At 56.1% G+C, this 19,173-nt stretch carries 15 protein-coding genes; 3 read left to right on the plus strand and 12 right to left on the minus strand.

Going from position 1 to position 19,173, the window contains the following annotated elements:
• The first annotated feature begins 2 nt into the window (after positions 1-2).
• Together apaG and apaH are read left to right on the plus strand one after the other, a co-directional pair.
• Entirely contained in the window at positions 3-380 is a 378-nt protein-coding gene (apaG, locus tag OXR04_RS08620; RefSeq protein ID WP_009092195.1) for a Co2+/Mg2+ efflux protein ApaG, read from the plus strand.
• Between the two features lie 53 nt (positions 381-433).
• Positions 434-1,291, plus strand: a complete 858-nt coding sequence (gene apaH, locus OXR04_RS08625; protein WP_009092197.1) for a bis(5'-nucleosyl)-tetraphosphatase (symmetrical) ApaH — start codon at positions 434-436, stop codon at positions 1,289-1,291.
• Positions 1,292-1,324: 33 nt separating this feature from the next.
• Here apaH and OXR04_RS08630 read toward each other — a convergent pair whose 3' ends face one another.
• The 11 genes from OXR04_RS08630 to ribF form a co-directional block, all read right to left on the minus strand.
• Positions 1,325-3,208 (minus strand): PhoX family phosphatase, encoded by a 1,884-nt coding sequence (locus tag OXR04_RS08630; RefSeq protein ID WP_267369790.1) that lies wholly within the window; start codon positions 3,206-3,208, stop codon positions 1,325-1,327.
• Between the two features lie 90 nt (positions 3,209-3,298).
• Positions 3,299-3,781 carry a type 3 dihydrofolate reductase gene (gene folA / locus OXR04_RS08635; RefSeq protein ID WP_009092201.1) on the minus strand — a complete coding sequence of 161 codons (483 nt, stop codon included), beginning with the start codon at positions 3,779-3,781 and terminating at the stop codon, positions 3,299-3,301.
• Positions 3,782-4,015: 234 nt separating this feature from the next.
• Positions 4,016-5,161, minus strand: a complete 1,146-nt coding sequence (locus OXR04_RS08640) for a porin (protein ID WP_267369853.1) — start codon at positions 5,159-5,161, stop codon at positions 4,016-4,018.
• 470 nt (positions 5,162-5,631) lie between these two features.
• Positions 5,632-8,859: a carbamoyl-phosphate synthase large subunit gene (carB, locus tag OXR04_RS08645; protein ID WP_009092204.1), complete on the minus strand. Its 3,228-nt coding sequence runs from the start codon at positions 8,857-8,859 to the stop codon at positions 5,632-5,634.
• 14 nt (positions 8,860-8,873) lie between these two features.
• The gene (gene carA / locus OXR04_RS08650) at positions 8,874-10,022 is read right to left on the minus strand and encodes a glutamine-hydrolyzing carbamoyl-phosphate synthase small subunit (protein ID WP_058957748.1); all 1,149 of its coding nucleotides are present in this window, start codon (positions 10,020-10,022) and stop codon (positions 8,874-8,876) included.
• Positions 10,023-10,498: 476 nt separating this feature from the next.
• Entirely contained in the window at positions 10,499-11,305 is an 807-nt protein-coding gene (dapB, locus tag OXR04_RS08655) for a 4-hydroxy-tetrahydrodipicolinate reductase (RefSeq protein WP_009092207.1), read from the minus strand.
• Positions 11,306-11,527: 222 nt separating this feature from the next.
• Positions 11,528-12,481 carry a 4-hydroxy-3-methylbut-2-enyl diphosphate reductase gene (gene ispH, locus OXR04_RS08660; protein ID WP_010253724.1) on the minus strand — a complete coding sequence of 318 codons (954 nt, stop codon included), beginning with the start codon at positions 12,479-12,481 and terminating at the stop codon, positions 11,528-11,530.
• Positions 12,462-12,932: an FKBP-type peptidyl-prolyl cis-trans isomerase gene (gene fkpB / locus OXR04_RS08665; RefSeq protein ID WP_267369789.1), complete on the minus strand. Its 471-nt coding sequence runs from the start codon at positions 12,930-12,932 to the stop codon at positions 12,462-12,464. Before fkpB ends, ispH begins: the two co-directional genes overlap by 20 nt.
• A gap of 3 nt (positions 12,933-12,935) precedes the next feature.
• On the minus strand, positions 12,936-13,442 hold the full coding sequence (lspA, locus tag OXR04_RS08670; protein ID WP_267369788.1) for a signal peptidase II: 507 nt from the start codon (positions 13,440-13,442) through the stop codon (positions 12,936-12,938).
• Complete coding sequence (gene ileS, locus OXR04_RS08675) at positions 13,442-16,261, minus strand: isoleucine--tRNA ligase (protein ID WP_267369787.1); 2,820 nt, start codon at positions 16,259-16,261, stop codon at positions 13,442-13,444. The genes lspA and ileS overlap by 1 nt, the downstream gene beginning before the upstream one ends.
• A gap of 29 nt (positions 16,262-16,290) precedes the next feature.
• Positions 16,291-17,220 (minus strand): bifunctional riboflavin kinase/FAD synthetase, encoded by a 930-nt coding sequence (gene ribF / locus OXR04_RS08680; RefSeq protein ID WP_009092217.1) that lies wholly within the window; start codon positions 17,218-17,220, stop codon positions 16,291-16,293.
• A gap of 306 nt (positions 17,221-17,526) precedes the next feature.
• Between ribF and rpsT the strand changes: the two genes are divergently transcribed.
• Entirely contained in the window at positions 17,527-17,790 is a 264-nt protein-coding gene (gene rpsT / locus OXR04_RS08685; RefSeq protein WP_006117633.1) for a 30S ribosomal protein S20, read from the plus strand.
• 132 nt (positions 17,791-17,922) lie between these two features.
• Here rpsT and nhaA read toward each other — a convergent pair whose 3' ends face one another.
• Positions 17,923-19,101, minus strand: coding sequence for a Na+/H+ antiporter NhaA (gene nhaA, locus OXR04_RS08690; RefSeq protein WP_033736405.1), 1,179 nt, complete (start codon positions 19,099-19,101; stop codon positions 17,923-17,925).
• Between the last annotated feature and the right edge of the window lie 72 nt (positions 19,102-19,173).

A 19,173-nucleotide genomic window follows, 5' to 3' on the forward strand; every position in this document is an offset into this window, starting at 1 on the left:
TCATGAGTGAAACGGCCCGCGTCTCCGTTCATGTGCAAAGCCAGTACGTCGCCTCCCAGTCCTCGCCGGATGAGGATCGCTACGTCTTCGCCTATACCATTACGATACGCAATCTGGGCCGTTCCGCCGTGCAGCTGCTGGGGCGTTACTGGCTGATTACCAACGGTAACGGCCGCGAAACAGAAGTTCAGGGTGAAGGCGTGGTCGGTGAGCAGCCGCTTATCCCGCCGGGCAACGAATTTCAGTACACCAGTGGTGCTGTTATCGAAACGCCGATGGGCACCATGCAGGGACACTACGTGATGGTCGACGATCAGGGCGACACCTTTCACGTTGAAATCCCGGTGTTCCGCCTCGCCATCCAGACGCACATTCACTGATTTTCACGCCTTTTGCCCGATACGTCGGGCACATTCCCGATGGATAAAACGTTATGAGCACATACCTGATTGGCGACGTCCATGGTTGCTACGATGAATTACGTGCCTTGCTGCAGCAGGTCGATTTCAATCCCGAGCACGACACGCTGTGGCTGACCGGTGACCTGGTGGCGCGCGGTCCTGGCTCACTGGAGGTCCTGCGCTATGTGAAGTCACTGGGCGACGCCGTGCGCCTGGTGCTGGGCAACCACGATTTACATCTGCTGGCGGTCTATGCCGGAATCAGCCGTAACAAGCCTAAAGATCGCCTCACCACCCTGCTGGAAGCGGACGATGCTGATGAGCTGATCAACTGGCTGCGCCGTCAGCCGCTGCTGCAGGTGGATGAAGAGAAAAAGCTGGTCATGGGACACGCCGGTATCACGCCTCAGTGGGATATCGACACCGCGAAAAAATGTGCGCGGGAAGTGGAAGCGGTGCTCGCCAGCGACAGTTATCCGCTGTTCCTGGATGCGATGTATGGCGATATGCCAAATAACTGGAGCGAAGATCTGACCGGTCTGGCCCGACTGCGCTTCAGCACCAATGCCTTTACCCGTATGCGCTACTGCTTCCCCAATGGTCAGCTGGACATGATCTGCAAAGATGCCCCTGAATCGGCGCTGCCACCGCTGAAGCCCTGGTTCAACATCGACGGACCGGTCGCCCGGGACTACACCATCGTTTTCGGTCACTGGGCTTCACTGGAAGGCAAAGGCACGCCAGAGGGAATTATCGGCCTGGATACCGGCTGCTGCTGGGGCGGCGCGCTGACCCTGCTGCACTGGGAAGAGCAGCGCTATGTGGTTCAGCCCTCTAACCGCGAGAAAGCGCTCGACTCCAGCGAAAGTCTGGCGCCTCCGGCGCTATAACCCTGAGGCTGGCCTGGCGGCCAGCCTGCTGTTTTATGCGCCGATAATGCCGCCATCCTCCCGGGTGATCATGATCACCGACGAGCGCGGGCGCGGACTGTTGTCAGGAAAATGTGAATCCCCCTCTTCGCCAGGGTGCTGCACGTTCACGAACAGCGTTCTGTAGTCAGGCGTGAAGGTAATGCCGGTCAGCTCGCAGGATTTAGGGCCGACCATAAACCGGCGAATCTCGCCGCTGTCCGGGTCTCCTGCCAGCATCTGATTATTCCCCTGCCCCTGATAATCCTCTTTGTTGCTGTATTTGCCATCGGTAAGGATCCAGAGCCGTCCCTGCGCATCAAACCCCAGGCCATCCGGACTGTTAAAGGTGTTTTCAGCAGAGATGTTCGGTGTGCCACGATAGATGCCTTCGGGATGGGCAATCGGATTGCCGCATAACGCGTAGATGTCCCAGGCAAACGACGTGGCCGTGGCATCGCCCTTCTCATCCCAGCGGATAATCTGGCCGTAGATATTTTTAGGACGCGGGTTGGCGGCATTAACCGGCATCCCCTCATTGCCGCGCTTGTTGTTATTGGTCAGCGTACAGTAGGCGCGGCCATCATGCGGGTTAACGGCGATCCATTCCGGCCGATCCATCCGCGTGGCGTTAACCACATCGGCAGCAGCACGCGCATTGATCAGGACATCGGCCTGGCTATGAAATCCCTTCTCAGCAGTGAGTCCATTTTCCCCCCACTTCAGTGCCAGCCAGCGACCGCTGCCTTTCAGGGGTGTGCCCTGTTCATCGCCGTTAAACTGCGCCACATAGAGCGTGCCCCGATCGAGCAGTCCGTGATTCGCTTTCGCATCGTCCGGGTTAACCTTGTCGTCCGAGACATATTTATAAATGTACTCGCCACGCTCATCGTCGCCCATATAGACCACCAGCTGGCCGGTTTTAGCAACCGTCACCGCAGCATTCTCATGCTTGAAACGCCCCAGCGCGGTTCGTTTGACCGGCACCGATTGGGGATCGAAGGGATCGATTTCGACTATCCAGCCGTGGCGGTTAAATTCGTTAGGATTTTTTGCAATATCGAAGCGGGGATCAAAATCGGACCAGTTTCGCTCCGGCTCGGCGGCGTTCAGGGTGTAGCGCTTCTGCTGCGGGGTCGGCGTAAAATTCGCGTCATGCGTGCCAAAGTAGGTGTCGTAGTTCTCTTCGCAGGTCAGATAAGTGCCCCAGGGCGTTTTACCGTTGGCGCAGTTACCAAAGGTGCCGAGAACCTGCAGGCCCTGAGGATCGGCGGCGGTCTGCAGCGCTTTGTCGCCTGCGGCCGGACCGGAAAAACGCATCGGGGTATTCGCGGTAATGCGGCGGTTGTAATCTGAAGGACGGACAACCTGCCAGCGATTGCCTTCGCCGCGTTTAATCTCAACGACAGAAACGCCGTGCGCCGCCTGTGATTTCTTCACATCCTCCAGGCTGGTCGCTTTGCTGCCGCCATGGGCGAACAGCGTCGGCTCATTCACATACTCATTGTTGATTGCCATCACGCCACGATGCTCATCAATGGCGAAGAAGCTCATCCCGTCATTGTTGTCACCGAACTGCTTTTCCTGATCCTCCGCGCTGTTGTTGCCATGGGGATCGAACTCAGCCGCGCCATTAACCAGCGGATCGCCCCAGGAGATCAGCACTTCAGCGCGATAGCCTGGCGCCACGACAATCTCATCCGCGGTCGAAGCGGCAATCGCCTGAAAGCCCAGCAGCGGGCTGCCGGCGGGTTTTTCCTGCGCCAGTGCGCCGGATGAGAAAGTCAGGCCGCCGCTGAGAAAGCCGGTCAGCCCGAGTGCGCCGGAACCGGCAAGGAACTTACGTCGCTGCGAATCGGGCAGGCGGTCTGTGCTTAACGCGGAGAGTTCGATCTTCATCAGTGATTGCTTCCTTTGTGTCGGTCCCGGAAAAGAAGCAATGCTAATGAATAAAGATGACAGCCAGGTTACAGGCGGGCGGGCAAGGAATCAGCGACGGCGATCCAGGATCTCAAAGCAGTAGCTGTGGGAGTTATGCTCATCAGCGTCGTGGAACTCGCTGAACGTTGACTGCCACTCATCCGGCTCGTAATCCGGGAACTGCGTGTCACCTTCTACTTCTGCATCGATGTGGGTCAGATAGAGGCGATCGGCACGCTTCAGCATCTGCTCATAAACGCGTCCGCCACCGATCACCATGATCTCTTCGGCTTCACCGGCAGCCTGAACCGCCTCATCCAGCGAAGTGACCCAGGTGACGCCTTCGGCGGTGCCGGGCTGGCTGCTGACCACGATATTCAGTCGGCCAGGCAGAGGACGACCAATGGATTCAAAGGTCAGCCGGCCCATAATCACTGGTTTTTTCAGGGTGTTACGCTTGAACCACGCCAGATCTGCAGGCAGGTCCCACGGCATGGCGTTCTCCATTCCAATAATGCGATCTGCTGCTAATGCCGCGATAAGACTAATCATGTTAACTACTCACAGGAAAAAAATTGGCGCCATGATACGAGAAGGTGAAACTTTCGTCGATAGGGGGGAAGGTCTAATTGCGTAAAGCTTTTTATGATGTCGCATTTCACTGCCTGCGCAGCGTTTTTCACCGCGAAATCGCGTCTGTTAGCCGCAGCTCGCCAGTAATCTGACGCCAGCTGGCACAAAACCGGGCGAATAAGAAAACGGCTCCCGCAGGAGCCGTCGGGGTTATCAGAAGTCGTAGCGCAGACGCACCAGATTCATATCACCCAGGTTATCGGTGCTGGAGGTAAAGACATGTTCGTAATCGACACGGAAACCGTAGTCGAGGAAGAGCGTCACACCCAGACCGTTGTCGATGCGCTGATAATCACGGCCGGTCGCATACTCAATGCGATCGCCCATGACATACGGCTGCACCGCTTTCAGGCCATACTGCGCCACCGGAATTTTATAACCGGCAAAGTATTCCACGCCCCATGCATCGCCAGCAAAGTAGTCATGCACATCTTTGCGTTTGGTGGTCATGAAGTTCTGATACCAGCCGCCGCCCGCTGACAGCGTCCAGTTGCCCGGGGTCCAGCTCAGCGCGGTGCCATAAATGTTCTGGTCGTAATCGCCGCTGTCGCCATTGTTCGGGTTACGCATCGCCGCGCGGGTGTAGTTCCACGCCGTGCCCCAGCTCAGATCGTCGGTAATGTGATAATCCACACCCAGCGAACCGCCGCCTTTGCGCTTGTAGCGCAGGCCGTTGCCTGGCAGGAACTCATTATCGTCGAACAGATAAGAGGCGTAGAGATCCAGATCGCCGAAGGTGTTTTTATACTTCAGCTGCTTACGCGAACGGTAAGAGCCATCGTAGTCGCCATTGATCCCGTTGCCTGGTGCCTGACCGATCATGTCGTAGTCCCAGATATCGGTCTTGGCCCCTACGGTATCGTAGTAAACGCTGTTCTGCTGACCAAAGGTCAGCTGGCCCCAGGTCTTGCTTTTCAGACCGGTGTAGAGCTGGCGGCGCGTGGTGTTATTCGCACCGTCGGCATAATGACGATCCCAGCTGAATACCGCCGGAATATTCACACCCAGCTCGTAGTAGCTGATCCAGCTGACGTCGTCGAACAGGTAGTAATCCGCGCCGAAACGGAAACGGGTGCCGCCATCGAATCCGTCACGCTTGTACGATTTGTCATCCACGCCGGTCTGGTGATTGACCTGAGCACGGATGCTGCCGCCAAAGGTAAAGTTGAGGCGGCTAAGGGGATCGCCAGCCTGTGGATCCTGTTTTAACAGGGTGATTTCCGCCTGGCTGGCGAAAGGAAGAATAGCCATCAGTGCAGCCACTGCACTCACAGAAAAAGTACGCATTTTCATTTTTATAGGTGTCCTTGCACGCTCCGGTGATGAGCGGCAGGCATATTACTGGCGAAAAATCCGGACAGGAAGTGTTTATCTTATAAATTTGTGCGAACGGGGCTGATTCGCACCTATAGCTAAAAAACTAAGTCAAATCAGTGACTTTAAGGCAAATCCTTTGCTTTACGCGAGCCTGATTTTCAGATTATCGCCAGGTGAGAGGCAAAAAAAACGGCTCCCGCACGAGCCCTTCAGACAGCTGACAAATTCAAATTCTGGGGGTACCGCAACGTATCAGCACAACGCGCAGGGAGCACGGACAGAGGAGGAAAGCGTCCCGCGCCATGGACGGCGCGGGCCGGGCGGCCAGGGACTGGCTTGAGCGACTTTCCGATCTGCCCGTGTTCCCTTCGCAGGCGCGATCTCACCGCTGATATGGCCAGAATATAAAAAAAAACGGCTCCCGCAGGAGCCGCTTTTCACACTACCTCGACTTACATCGCCTTAATCTGCGCGTGCATCTCCTGAACGGAGATGACCTGCTCCGTCGGATCGGCATTCAGGGCCATCGCAGTGGCGAAACCGCCATTCAGCGTGGTGTCATAGTGCACTTTATACTGCAGAGCACTGCGGCGAATCAGCTTCGAATCTTCAATCGCCTGACGTCCTGCCGTGGTATTGACGATATAGCTATATTCGCCATTCTTCAGACGGTCCTGAATGTGCGGACGACCTTCATGCACCTTGTTCACCAGACGTGGGTTAATTCCCGCCTCGCCCAGCACAACCGCCGTGCCGTGTGTCGCATCCAGCTCGAAACCAAACTTCTGCAGCTTGGCAGCCAGGTCGACGATACGTTTCTTGTCGCCTTCACGCACCGACAGCAGTGCACGGCCCGACTTCTTCATGTTGCTCTGTGCGCCCAGCATCGCTTTAGAGAAGGCCTCAGCAAAGGTGCGGCCCACGCCCATGACTTCACCGGTCGAACGCATTTCCGGTCCAAGAATCGGGTCAACGCCCTGGAACTTGTTGAATGGCAGTACGACCTCTTTCACGGAGTAGTAAGGCGGAATCACCTCTTCGGTAACGCCCTGCTCTGCCAGCGTTTTACCTGCCATCACGCGTGCGGCCACTTTCGCCAGCGGCACACCGGTCGCTTTCGAGACGAACGGCACGGTACGCGCGGCGCGCGGGTTAACTTCGATCAGGTAGACTTCGTTGTCTTTAACCGCGAACTGGACGTTCATCAGGCCGCGGACGTTCAGCTCGAACGCCAGCTTCTCAACCTGCTGACGCATCACATTCTGAATCTCCTGATTCAGTGTGTAGGCCGGCAGTGAACAGGCGGAGTCACCGGAGTGAACGCCGGCCTGCTCGATATGTTCCATGATGCCGCCAATCAGCACCCGCTCACCGTCGCAGATCGCATCCACATCGACTTCGACCGCATCATCCAGGAAGCGATCCAGCAGCACCGGCGCATCGTTAGAGACGGAGACCGCTGTCTGGAAGTAGCGCTTGAGGTCGGTTTCGTCGTAGACGATCTCCATGGCACGGCCGCCCAGTACATAAGAAGGACGCACCACCAGCGGATAGCCCAGGCCAGCGGCTTTCTCAACGGCCTGCTCCAGCGTTGCGACCGTGGCATTGGCTGGCTGTTTCAGGCTCAGACGATCGACAGCCTGCTGGAAACGTTCACGGTCTTCAGCACGGTCAATAGAGTCCGGGCTGGTGCCGATAACCGGCACACCTGCCGCTTCCAGCGCACGCGCCAGCTTCAGCGGGGTCTGACCGCCATACTGCACGATTACGCCTTTAGGCTGCTCGATACGGACGATTTCCAGCACATCTTCCAGCGTTACCGGCTCAAAGTAGAGACGGTCGGAGGTGTCATAATCGGTCGACACCGTTTCCGGGTTACAGTTGACCATAATGGTCTGGTAACCATCTTCACGCAGCGCCAGCGCGGCGTGAACACAGCAGTAGTCGAACTCAATACCCTGACCGATACGGTTTGGCCCACCGCCCAGAATCATGATCTTATCGCGATCTGTCGCCGGGTTGGCTTCGCACTCCTCTTCATAGGTGGAGTACATGTAAGCGGTATCGGTGGCGAACTCGGCGGCGCAGGTATCCACACGCTTATAAACCGGGTGCAGGTTAAACTGCTGACGCAGCTTGCGAATTTCGCTCTCAGCCACGCCTGCCAGCGCCGCCAGCCGGGCGTCGGCAAAGCCTTTACGCTTCAGCGCACGCAGGAAGGTCGCATCCAGGCTGTTTACCCCTTCACGAGCCACCTGGTCTTCCAGCCGGATCAGCTCTTCAATCTGCACCAGGAACCAGCGGTCAATGTTGGTGAGATTGAAGACGCCATCGACCGACATCCCGGCGCGGAACGCGTCAGCGATATACCAGATACGGTCTGAACCGGCATCTTTCAGCTCGCGGCGGATGCGGGTCAGGGCTTCCGGGTCGTCCAGATGCACTTTCGGGTCGAAGCCGTGCGCGCCCACTTCCAGGCCGCGCAGCGCTTTCTGTACGGACTCCTGGAATGTGCGGCCAATCGCCATCACCTCACCGACCGATTTCATCTGGGTGGTCAGGCGGTCGTTGGCACCGGCAAATTTTTCGAAGTTGAAGCGTGGAATTTTGGTGACCACGTAGTCAATCGACGGCTCAAATGAGGCGGGCGTTAAACCACCGGTGATGTCATTCATCAGCTCATCGAGAGTAAAGCCGACCGCCAGCTTGGCCGCAACTTTCGCAATCGGGAAGCCGGTCGCCTTTGAAGCCAGCGCAGAGGAGCGAGAGACGCGCGGGTTCATCTCGATAACAATCAGGCGACCATCTTTCGGGTTCACCGAGAACTGGACGTTAGAGCCACCGGTTTCCACACCGATTTCACGCAGGACCGCCAGCGAGGCGTTACGCATGATCTGATACTCTTTATCCGTCAGCGTCTGAGCGGGGGCGACCGTGATAGAGTCACCGGTGTGAATCCCCATCGCATCGAAGTTTTCAATCGAGCAGACGATGATGCAGTTGTCGTTTTTATCGCGAACCACTTCCATCTCATACTCTTTCCAGCCAATCAGCGACTCATCAATCAGCAGCTCATTGGTCGGTGAAAGGTCGAGGCCCCGTTCACAAATCTCTTCAAACTCTTCGCGGTTATAGGCGATGCCGCCACCGGTGCCGCCCATGGTAAAGGAGGGACGGATGATGCAGGGGAAACCGACATCTTCCGCCACGGCCAGCGCTTCTTCCATGGTGTGTGCGATACCGGAACGGGCGGTGTCCAGCCCGATGCTTTTCATCGCGACGTCAAAGCGACGACGATCTTCTGCTTTATCAATGGCGTCTGCAGTCGCACCAATCATGGTCACGCCAAACTCTTCCAGCACGCCCTGACGCTCAAGCTCCAGTGCGCAGTTCAGCGCAGTCTGGCCGCCCATGGTCGGCAGTACGGCATCCGGACGCTCTTTTTCGATGATTTTGCGCACCACTTCCCAGTGAATGGGCTCGATATAGGTGGCATCGGCCATCTCAGGGTCGGTCATGATGGTCGCCGGGTTGGAGTTCACCAGGATGACCCGGTAACCCTCTTCACGCAGCGCTTTACACGCCTGCGCACCGGAATAGTCAAATTCACAGGCCTGACCGATCACAATCGGACCGGCACCAAGAATCAGGATTGATTTTATGTCTGTACGTTTTGGCATGAATTAGCTCCTGATTACTTCGCTTGCAGACGGAAGGCGTCAATCAATTCAATAAAGTGGTCAAACAGCGGCGCAGCATCACCCGGTCCCGGGCTGGCTTCCGGGTGTCCCTGGAAGCTGAAGGCTGGCTTGTCAGTGCGGTGAATGCCCTGCACCGTTTTATCGAACAGCGAAATGTGGGTGACACGCAGGTTCGCGGGCAGATCGTTCTCATCGACGGCAAAACCGTGGTTCTGGGCGGTGATCATCACGCGATTATTGTCGAGATCCTTCACCGGATGGTTGCCGCCGTGGTGGCCAAGTTTCATCTTCACGGTTCTGGCTCCGCTGGCCAGCGCCAGCAGCTGATGACCCAGGCAGATACCGAACACCGGAATCTCGGTTTTCAGGAAGGCCTGAATCGCGCTGATGGCGTAGTCACATGGCTCCGGGTCACCCGGGCCGTTGGAGAGGAAAATGCCATCCGGATTCATCTTCAGCACCTCTTCCGCCGGTGTCTGAGCCGGTACAACGGTCAGACGGCAGCCGCGGTCAACCAGCATACGCAGAATGTTGCGCTTGGCACCGTAATCGTAAGCCACGACATGATAAGGCAGGGATTCCGCTGAGGATTGTTCCGGCAGGCCACTGCCCAGCGTCCAGCTGCCCTGCTGCCAGCTGTAGGTTTCCGTTGTGCAGACCTCTTTCGCCAGATCCATCCCTTTCAGCCCGGGGAACGCCTGGGCTTTCTGCAGCGCCAGCGCGGCATCCGGATTATCACCGGCGATAATGCAGCCATTCTGAGCGCCTTTCTCACGCAGCAGACGCGTCAGCTTACGGGTATCGATATCGGCAATGGCCACAATGTTGTTGCGCTGCAGGTAAGCGGAGAGTCCCTCTTCGCTTCGGAAGTTGCTGGCAATCAACGGCAGATCGCGGATGACCAGGCCCTGAGCATGAATCTGGCTTGATTCTTCATCAGCGGCGTTGGCACCGACATTACCGATATGGGGATAAGTGAGAGTAACGATTTGGCGGGAATAGGAAGGATCAGTGAGGATTTCTTGATAACCGGTCATTGAGGTGTTGAAAACGACTTCCCCCACTGCCGACCCCGTTGCCCCGATGGCCCGACCGTGGAATTGGGTTCCGTCTTCCAGAACCAGGATTGCTGACTTAATCAAAACATCCTCCAGGGAATAAACAGTCATAATATCTGCATATTAATTCAAAATAGCCGCCTGAATCAATGCAAAAACCGCCTGAATTGTCGATTTTTGGCAAATTGCGCGCATTCTAATGATCACCCTGGGGCTTGTCTACCCTGAGGCCCATTTTTTTCATCTTTATCTGACTTATGAGGCCAGAAACGGGCTTAAGCGGTAAAAACAGGAGAAAACCCGGCCGAATAATCGTTTGCCAGGCAGTAAAAATAAGAACGCGAGGCTGTCAGGCTGATTTTTTTGACCAAATGGTCAAAAATGGCATCTTAACGGAGATAAAATGCACAGAAAGTGATAAAAACAGATAGTTTGATCTGCTTTTACATCATAGCGAGGATTTAAGACAAAATTAAGGGCAATAAAAATATTGCCCTTTTCCAATCAATTGGTTAACGATTGAAATAACCACATCACGATGGTTCACAACACGCACAACATCACAGATCCAGCACATCCCGCATATCAAACAGGCCTGCTTTCTTCTCTTTCAGCCATAATGCCGACTTAACCGCACCTTTTGCGAAGGTCATACGGCTTGAGGCCTTGTGGGTTATCTCAACCCGTTCGCCAATATCCGCAAACATAGCCGTATGCTCACCGACGATGTCCCCGGCGCGCACCGTGGCAAAACCGATAGTCTGAGGCTGACGTTCGCCGGTGTGTCCTTCGCGCGTATAGACCGCGTGCTCATCCAGTTTCCACTGCATCGCATCGGCAATCGCTTCACCCATCGCCAGTGCGGTGCCCGATGGCGCATCCACTTTGTGGCGATGGTGCGCTTCAGTAATCTCAATATCCGCATACTCCCCCATCACGCTGGCGGCTTTCTCCAGCAGCTTCAGCACCAGGTTAACGCCCACACTGAAGTTTGCGGCGAATACAATGGCGATATCTTCTGAGGCGGCGCGAATGGCTGCTTTGCCTGCGTCATCGAACCCTGTGGTGCCGATCACCATCGCTTTGCCGTGCTCACGGCAGATCGCCATATACTCCAGCGTGCCTTCCGGACGGGTAAAGTCGATCAGCACATCAAAGTCATCAATCACTGCACGTAAATCGTCAGCAATCAGGATGCCGTTTCTGCCGATGCCCGCTAACTCTCCGGCGTCGCTGCCGGTCAGCGATGAACCCGGACGGGCGAGCGCAGCACCCAGCTCCACGCCTTCTGCCTGCTGTGTCGCCTCAATCAGATTACGGCCCATACGGCCCGGCGCGCCCACAACGGCAATGCGGATATTCTTCATATTTATTCATTCCTAAAACAAAACTATGCATCCAAAGCGTCATCAGGTTAACGACGAGTTAACAGTCACGCCACTATTAATCAGGGATAATAAGAATTTTATGCCAGCCGCCTGCGATTATCAGTAAAAGCAATCGCCATGGCAAAAGATGGGCTTTTCATCGGCCGATAAAAACAAAAAAGGCCGAACAGAGTCGGCCTTTTTATCAGGATTAACGTGCGGTTACTGCACGTTGCGCACCTCGACGCGCAGCTCTTTTGGCACTTCAAAGACGATGTTCTCTTCACGGCCAATCAGCTCGATCGCGGCTTCGCCGCCCAGCTCACGCAGTCGCTGAATCACCTGCTGTACCAGAATATCGGGCGCTGAGGCACCGGCGGTGACACCGATACAGGCCACGCCTTTGACCCACTCTTCCTGAATATCATCAGCAGAGTCGATCAGCTTCGCCAGCTTACCGGCGCGCTGCGCCAGTTCAGCCAGACGGTTCGAGTTGGAGGAGTTCTTCGAGCCCACCACCAGCACCACCTCGGCATCTTTCGCCAGGGTGCGAACCGCTTCCTGACGGTTGGTTGTGGCATAGCAGATATCATCTTTACGCGGCCCGATAATCGCCGGGAAGCGCTGACGCAGAGCATCGATGATGTCTGACGTATCATCCACTGACAGCGTGGTCTGCGTCATGAAGCTCAGGTTGTTTTCATCCTTTACCGTCAGCCGGAAAACATCTTCCGGAGACTCGACCAGATACATCCCGCCATTGGGGTTGTTGTACTGCCCCATGGTGCCTTCCACTTCCGGATGACCCGCATGACCGATCAGTATCGCCTCAACGCCTTTACGGCTGGCACGTGCCACTTCCATATGCACTTTTGTCACCAGCGGACAGGTTGCATCAAACAACATGGTCAGATTGCGCGCTTTGGCTTCTGCACGCACCGCCTGCGAAACACCGTGCGCGGAGAAGATCAGAATCGCGTTGTCCGGCACTTCACTGATCTCTTCGATGAAGATCGCCCCGCGCTCACGCAGGCTGTTGACCACGTAACGGTTATGCACCACTTCGTGACGCACGTAGATGGGCGCGCCATACATCTCCAGCGCGCGCTCAACGATACTGATGGCGCGATCAACGCCGGCGCAGAAACCGCGCGGATTAGCTAACAGGATTTGCATCGTTCGCCTCCAGTGCCGGATCGATCTCCAGCACCTCTACATCAAACTGAATACGATGACCTGCCAGCGGATGGTTAAAATCCACGGTGATCGAATCACCGGAGACTTCACGGATCACGCCTGGCATTTCACTGCCGCCCATGCCGCTGAACAGCATGATGGCCCCCACTTCCGGTTCACCGGCATCGATAAAGTCACGACGCGAGAAATACTGGATCAGGTCAGGGCTGACGCCACCAAATGCCTCTTCCGGCGCCAGAGTGAACTGTTTAGTTTCACCCGCTTTCAGCCCCAGCAGTGCCTCCTCCAGTGCCGCAGAGAGGCTGCCATCACCGAGACGGAACAGCGCAGGCTTACCGTTTGCACGGGTCGATTCCGCCGTCGAGCTATCTTCCAGCTTCAGCGTAAAATGCACCAACACCGCGCTGTCGCGCTGTACGGACTCAGTCATCACTTACCCTTTCTGTTTAGCCTGTTTGCCGTTCGGGCTGAAAAAGCCCTCCAGCACCACCAATGCGGCACCAATACAGATGCCGCAGTCAGCGGTATTAAATGTAGCGAAGTGCCAGTTACCGACATAAAAATCGATAAAATCGACCACAAAGCCATGCCAGGAGCGATCAAATAAATTGCCTATCGCACCGCCGATAATCAGGGCATACGCGATGTTTGAAATCTTCTGGCTGGCCTGATTGCGATACATCATCAGCACCAGTGAAACCACGATCGCCAGCGCAATACCGGCAAAGAACCAGCGCTGCCAGCCGCCTTTGTCCGCCAGGAAACTGAACGCCGCGCCGTAGTTGTGCGCATAGAACAGGTTCAGATAAGGCATCAGCGGCTGCGTTTCATGCAGCATCATGTTGTTCATCACCCACTGCTTACTGGCGAAGTCGACAACGATGACCACCAGCACCAGCCACAGCCAGCGCAATCCGGTTGAGAGAATAGGTTTACGCATCAGGCAAATTCACGCTGTTCACCGTCACCGGCTACGTTAGTGTAACAACGACCACAGACCGCAGCGTGCTCCGGATTCTGGCCGACGTCGGTAGTGTAATGCCAGCAGCGCTGACATTTCTCGCCTTCCGCCTTGTGCAGCGCAATTTTCAGACCTTTCAGCAGTTCGCTCTGCTGCGCTTCATCGTTTGCCAGCGCATAATCGGCCACCAGGGCACCCGAGGTCAGCAGCACAAAGCGCAGCTCGTTGCCCAGCGCCTGCAGCTTAGCGGCCAGCTCCGCATCAGCATAGAGCGTCACGGTGGCTTCCAGTGCGCCACCGATACGTTTGTCGGCACGCGCCTGCTCGATGACCTTGTTGACTTCGCCACGCACTTTCAGCAGCTCAGCCCAGTAGGCATCGTTCAGGGCTTCATCTTCCGCCAGGCCAAACAGACCCTGATACCACTCTTCGGTGAAGACATACTGCGCGCGTTCGCCAGGCAGATAGCCCCAGATCTCATCCGCGGTAAAGGACATGATCGGCGCCATCCAGCGCACCAGCGCTTCAACGATGTGCCACAGCGCGGTCTGACAGCTACGACGCGCCAGGCTGTCGCCCTTCGCGGTGTACTGGCGATCTTTGATGATGTCGAGATAGAAGCTGCCCATCTCAACAGAACAGAACTGCATCAGGCGCTGGATCACTTCATGGAAATCGTAGTTCTCATAAGAGGCGACGATATCGGCCTGCGCCGCCTGCGCACGTCCCACGGCCCAGCGATCCACCACGACCATCTCTTCCGGTTTCACCAGGTCGGTGGCCGGATTGAAGCCGTTAAGGTTCGCCAGCAGGAAGCGGGCGGTGTTACGGATACGGCGATAGGCATCGGCGGAACGCTTCAGGATCTCATCGGAGACCGCCATTTCACCCGAATAGTCGGTTGATGCCACCCACAGGCGCAGAATGTCAGCACCCAGCTTGTTCATCACATCCTGCGGCGACACGGTGTTGCCGATCGATTTCGACATTTTGCGGCCCTGACCATCCACGGTGAAACCGTGTGTCAGTACCTGACGATAAGGCGCTTTGCCTTTCATCGCGGTGCCGATCATCAGCGAGGACATAAACCAGCCGCGATGCTGATCGGACCCTTCCAGATAGAGGTCCGGCGCCTGTCCTTCGAATTCCGGACGGGCATCCACGACGGAATAGCTGGTTGACCCGGAGTCGAACCAGACATCCAGAGTATCCGGAACCTTGACGTAATGATCGGCGTCATCGCCCATCAGCTCGCGCGGATCGAGATCCCACCAGGCCTGAATACCATCCTGCTCAACACGCTGTGCCACTTTCTCCATCAGTGCCAGGGTATCCGGGTGCAGCTCTTCGCTCTCTTTATGAACGAACAGCGCCATCGGCACGCCCCAGGTACGCTGACGAGAGATACACCAGTCCGGACGGTTCGCCACCATCGATTCAATACGCGCCTGACCCCAGTCCGGGATCCACTGCACGCCTTTGATCTCTTTCAGCGACTGCGCACGCAGGCCTTTCTGATCCATGCTGATGAACCACTGTGGCGTGGCACGGAAGATGATAGGCGTTTTGTGACGCCAGCAGTGCGGATAGCTGTGCAGCAGTTTTTCAACGTGCAGCAGCGCCTGCTTCTCTTTCAGCAGCTCAACGATCATATCGTTGGCTTTAAAGACGTTAACCCCATCCAGCGTCGGGTAAGTGCCTGGCAGATACGCGCCATCTGGCCCGACCGGGTTAGCGGTTTCGATGCCATATTTCTGGCCGATCACATAGTCATCCGGGCCGTGGCCGGGTGCCGTATGGACCGCACCGGTACCGGCGTCCAGCGTGACGTGTTCGCCCAGCACCACTTTCGACTGAATCTGCTCAAGGAACGGATGCTGGAACAGCTGCAGCTCCAGCGCGGCACCTTTGCATTCGCCCAGCACCTGCCATTCGCTGACACCGGCACGCTTCATGACGCTTTCCACCAGCTCTTTTGCCAGGATCAGGGCACGGCCCTCGATCTGGATCAGCTGATAGTCAAATTCCGGATGCAGAGAGATGGCGCGGTTAGCGGGCAGCGTCCACGGAGTGGTGGTCCAGATAACCAGTGAAATCGGGCCGTTGACCGCGGTGACGCCGAACGCCTGACGCACAGCGTCGGCATCGACGGCGTTGAACATCACATCAATCGACGGTGAGGTCTTGTCGTAATATTCCACTTCCGCTTCGGCCAGGGCAGAACGGCAATCCAGGCACCAGTGCACCGGCTTCGCGCCCTTGTGCAGGTGACCGTTGCCGATGATTTTACCCAGCGCACGGATGATGTTGGCTTCCGTGTTGAAGTCCATGGTCAGGTAAGGACGATCCCAGTCGCCCAGTACGCCCAGACGGATAAAGTCTGCTTTCTGGCCTTCAACCTGTTCTGCCGCATATTTGCGGCACGCTTCGCGGAATTCTGCCGCCGTGACTTTCTCGCCCGGCTTGCCGATCATCTGCTCAACTTTATGCTCGATAGGCAGACCGTGACAGTCCCAGCCCGGCACATAGGGCGCGTCATAGCCCGCCATGCCTTTCGACTTAACGATAATGTCTTTCAGAATCTTGTTAACTGAGTGACCGATATGAATGCTGCCGTTCGCATAAGGAGGGCCATCATGCAGGATAAAGGTTTTTTTCCCCTTTTTGGCTTCGCGGATAACGCCATACAGGTTGTCGGCATACCAGCGTTGCAACATTCCCGGTTCGCGTTTGGCCAGATCGCCACGCATCGGGAATCCCGTTTCCGGCAAATTCAGGGTAGATTTATAGTCACTCATCAGATTCTCGATTCCGTTTTTCGCTCAGGTTAAAGCAGCCCAAAGAACTGCCGGGCCGTTACCACATCATTCGCAATTTGTTCTTTCAACGCCTCCAGTGAGGCAAAGCGCTGCTCGTTTCGTATTTTCTGTTTCAGCACCACATCAATGTGACGACCATAAAGATTGATATTGATGTCGAGCAGGTGAACTTCAAGCTGCTGGCGTAAACCTTTTACCGTCGGACGGGTGCCGATATTCGCCACGCCCGGCAGCGGCTCCGGCGTCAGCCCTTCCACTTCCACCGCATAGACCCCTTTCACCGGCGACACGCTGCGGCGTAAAGGCAGGTTGGCGGTTGGGAAGCCCAGCGTGCGTCCCAGTGCATCACCGTGCACGACGCGGCCGGAAATCGTGAAAGGATGGCCTAACAACGACTGCGCCAGCGCTAAATCATCGGCGGCCAGCGCCTGACGCACGGCGGTGCTGCTGATGCGCTTTCCGCCCTCACAGAAGGTTTCGGTACTGATAACCTCGAAGCCATACTCCACACCGGCTTTCTGCAATAACCGGAAATCCCCCTGGCGACCGGCGCCAAAGCGGAAATCATCGCCCACCGCAAGGTATCTGACGTCGAGCTTTTCAACCAGCAGGTCGCTGATAAAACGCTGGGCGGATAACGCCGCAAAGCGACGGTCAAACCGCACGCAGAGCACCTTATCGACGCCGGCTTCAGCCAGGTAGCGCAGTTTTTCACGCAGGCGCGTCAGGCGAGCCGGGGCTTTATCGCCAGCAAACAGCTCCAGCGGCTGTGGTTCAAAGACCATGACCACCACCGGCAGATTACGTTTGCGTCCCTCTTCACACAGCCGGGCCATCAGTGCCTGGTGCCCGCGGTGTACGCCATCGAAATTACCAATGGTCAGAACGCAGCCGCGATGCTGCTCGTTAAGATTATGAATACCGCGGATAAACTTCATGGCTGACCCAAACCGGTGGAAATCGGCGGATTATACCCTTGAAACCGGTTCAGGTTAACCCGTCAGCACGCCTTTCATGCTTAACGCGCTGCATTTCCTGTTACAGAAGCACGTGTTGAGAATTTTGTCGCGAAATACTGTATTCAGGAAGGCGAAGCTGGTAGAATCTTGCGCCATCAAATACGTAACCGAGTGCTGCTCATAGAGCGACGCTTATTTGCACAAATCCATTGACAAAATCAGGTTGGAAGGGCATAGTCCTCGGCCTTTGATTTGTCTCTATAGAACACATTTGGGAGTTGGACCTTGGCTAATATCAAATCAGCTAAGAAACGCGCCGTAACATCTGAGAAACGCCGTAAGCATAACGCTAGCCGCCGCTCTATGATGCGTACCTTCGTTAAGAAAGTATACGCGGCGATCGCTTCAGGCGACAAAGCTGCTGCGCAGAACGCATTCAATGAAATGCAACCAATCGTGGACCGTCAGGCTGCTAAAGGTCTGATCCACAAAAACAAAGCTGCACGTTATAAAGCAAACCTGACTGCACAGATCAACAAACTGGCTTAATCGCCTGTTGTTTATCGCTTTGTTGAAAGAACCGGCGCTTACGCCGGTTTTTTTTCGCCTGTCATTTGCCGCACCGCCATTCCCCGTGAGGGTGATGCAGGGCGAAAAAAGGAGGCTTTCGCCTCCCCTCTCTTAACGCAGCCTGACCCGTAACAGGCTATATCCCAATACGGCGGAGAGCAGAGAACCGGTCAGAATTCCCAGCTTAGAGAACGTCACCAGCTGCTCATGGGCGGCATCAAAGGCCAGTGAACTGATAAATATCGACATCGTGAAGCCGATACCGCACAGCACGCCGATCGCCATGATATCGCGGATGGTGGTGCCGCCAGGCAATACCGCCAGCCGCAATCTGACGGCCAGCCAGCAGAAGAGCGTAATGCCCAGGGGTTTGCCGATTAACAGGCCAAAGATGATGCCTGCCGGTTCCGGTGACAGGATATCGCCCAGCGTAATACCGGCGAGTGAAATACCGGCATTGGCAAAGGCAAACAGCGGCAGAATCAGCCAGTTCACCCACGGCATCAGGCCGTGCGCCAGATGCTCTGCTGGCGAGTGCCCCTCTCTCTTCTCCAGCGGCACAAAGAAGCCCACGATAACGCCTGCCAGCGTTGCATGAACACCCGACTTAAGGACGGCGGTCCAGAGCACAATGCCCACCAGAATGTAGATCGAGATTTTGCGGACGTTGAAGTAATTCAGCAGGGCCAGCACCACAATCGCCGCTGCCGCCACGCCCAGAGAGAGCATCGACAGGCCGCTGGTATAGAACAGGGCGATAATCACAATCGCCCCCAGATCATCGATAATCGCCAGCGCCATCAGAAACACTTTCAGCGCAGCAGGAACCCGGCTGCCGAGCAGGGCCAGCACCCCCAGTGCAAACGCGATATCCGTTGCCGTGGGAATCGCCCAGCCGTTGCGGGCAATCTCATCACCGTGGTTGAAAGCCAGAAAGATCAGGGCGGGCAGCGCCATGCCTCCCAGGGCTGCGATAACCGGAAAGATTGCCTTCTCCCGGCTTGCGAGTTCACCGACCCTCAGCTCGCGCTTCACCTCCAGCCCAATCAGCAGGAAAAACAGCGCCATCAGCGCATCGTTTATCCATAACAGCAGATTTTTGCTGATATCCAGCGCACCAAAGCGGATCTGGACAGGCTCATTCAGTAACGCCTGATAGCCTTCGGCCGTCGCAGCGGTATTGGCGAGGATCATGGCCGCCACGGCTGCCAGGATTAATATCATGCCGTTACTGGCATCACTTTCAATGAAGCTCCTGAGGAGGTTTCTGAGTTTCCGAGGCTTATTCAACGTTTATCTTCCTGATCGGCGAGTGAAAGTGAATAAGTGTAACGACTCATATCGCCCGTTAACAGCAGCTTG

The sequence above is a fragment of the Pantoea sp. GM_Pan_3 genome (genome assembly GCF_026541045.1).
GTDB classification, from domain to species: Bacteria; Pseudomonadota; Gammaproteobacteria; order Enterobacterales; family Enterobacteriaceae; genus Pantoea; species Pantoea anthophila.

What these genes read in the sequence shown, in the direction of transcription:
- folA (WP_009092201.1), bottom strand. Translation starts at nt 3,781, where the DNA reads ATGATTAGTCTTATCGCGGCATTAGCAGCAGATCGCATTATTGGAATG.
- ribF (WP_009092217.1), bottom strand. Translation starts at nt 17,220, where the DNA reads ATGAAGTTTATCCGCGGTATTCATAATCTTAACGAGCAGCATCGCGGC.
- fkpB (WP_267369789.1), bottom strand. Translation starts at nt 12,932, where the DNA reads ATGACTGAGTCCGTACAGCGCGACAGCGCGGTGTTGGTGCATTTTACG.
- dapB (WP_009092207.1), bottom strand. Translation starts at nt 11,305, where the DNA reads ATGAAGAATATCCGCATTGCCGTTGTGGGCGCGCCGGGCCGTATGGGC.
- apaH (WP_009092197.1), top strand. Translation starts at nt 434, where the DNA reads ATGAGCACATACCTGATTGGCGACGTCCATGGTTGCTACGATGAATTA.
- lspA (WP_267369788.1), bottom strand. Translation starts at nt 13,442, where the DNA reads ATGCGTAAACCTATTCTCTCAACCGGATTGCGCTGGCTGTGGCTGGTG.
- OXR04_RS08630 (WP_267369790.1), bottom strand. Translation starts at nt 3,208, where the DNA reads ATGAAGATCGAACTCTCCGCGTTAAGCACAGACCGCCTGCCCGATTCG.
- apaG (WP_009092195.1), top strand. Translation starts at nt 3, where the DNA reads ATGAGTGAAACGGCCCGCGTCTCCGTTCATGTGCAAAGCCAGTACGTC.
- ileS (WP_267369787.1), bottom strand. Translation starts at nt 16,261, where the DNA reads ATGAGTGACTATAAATCTACCCTGAATTTGCCGGAAACGGGATTCCCG.
- carB (WP_009092204.1), bottom strand. Translation starts at nt 8,859, where the DNA reads ATGCCAAAACGTACAGACATAAAATCAATCCTGATTCTTGGTGCCGGT.
- ispH (WP_010253724.1), bottom strand. Translation starts at nt 12,481, where the DNA reads ATGCAAATCCTGTTAGCTAATCCGCGCGGTTTCTGCGCCGGCGTTGAT.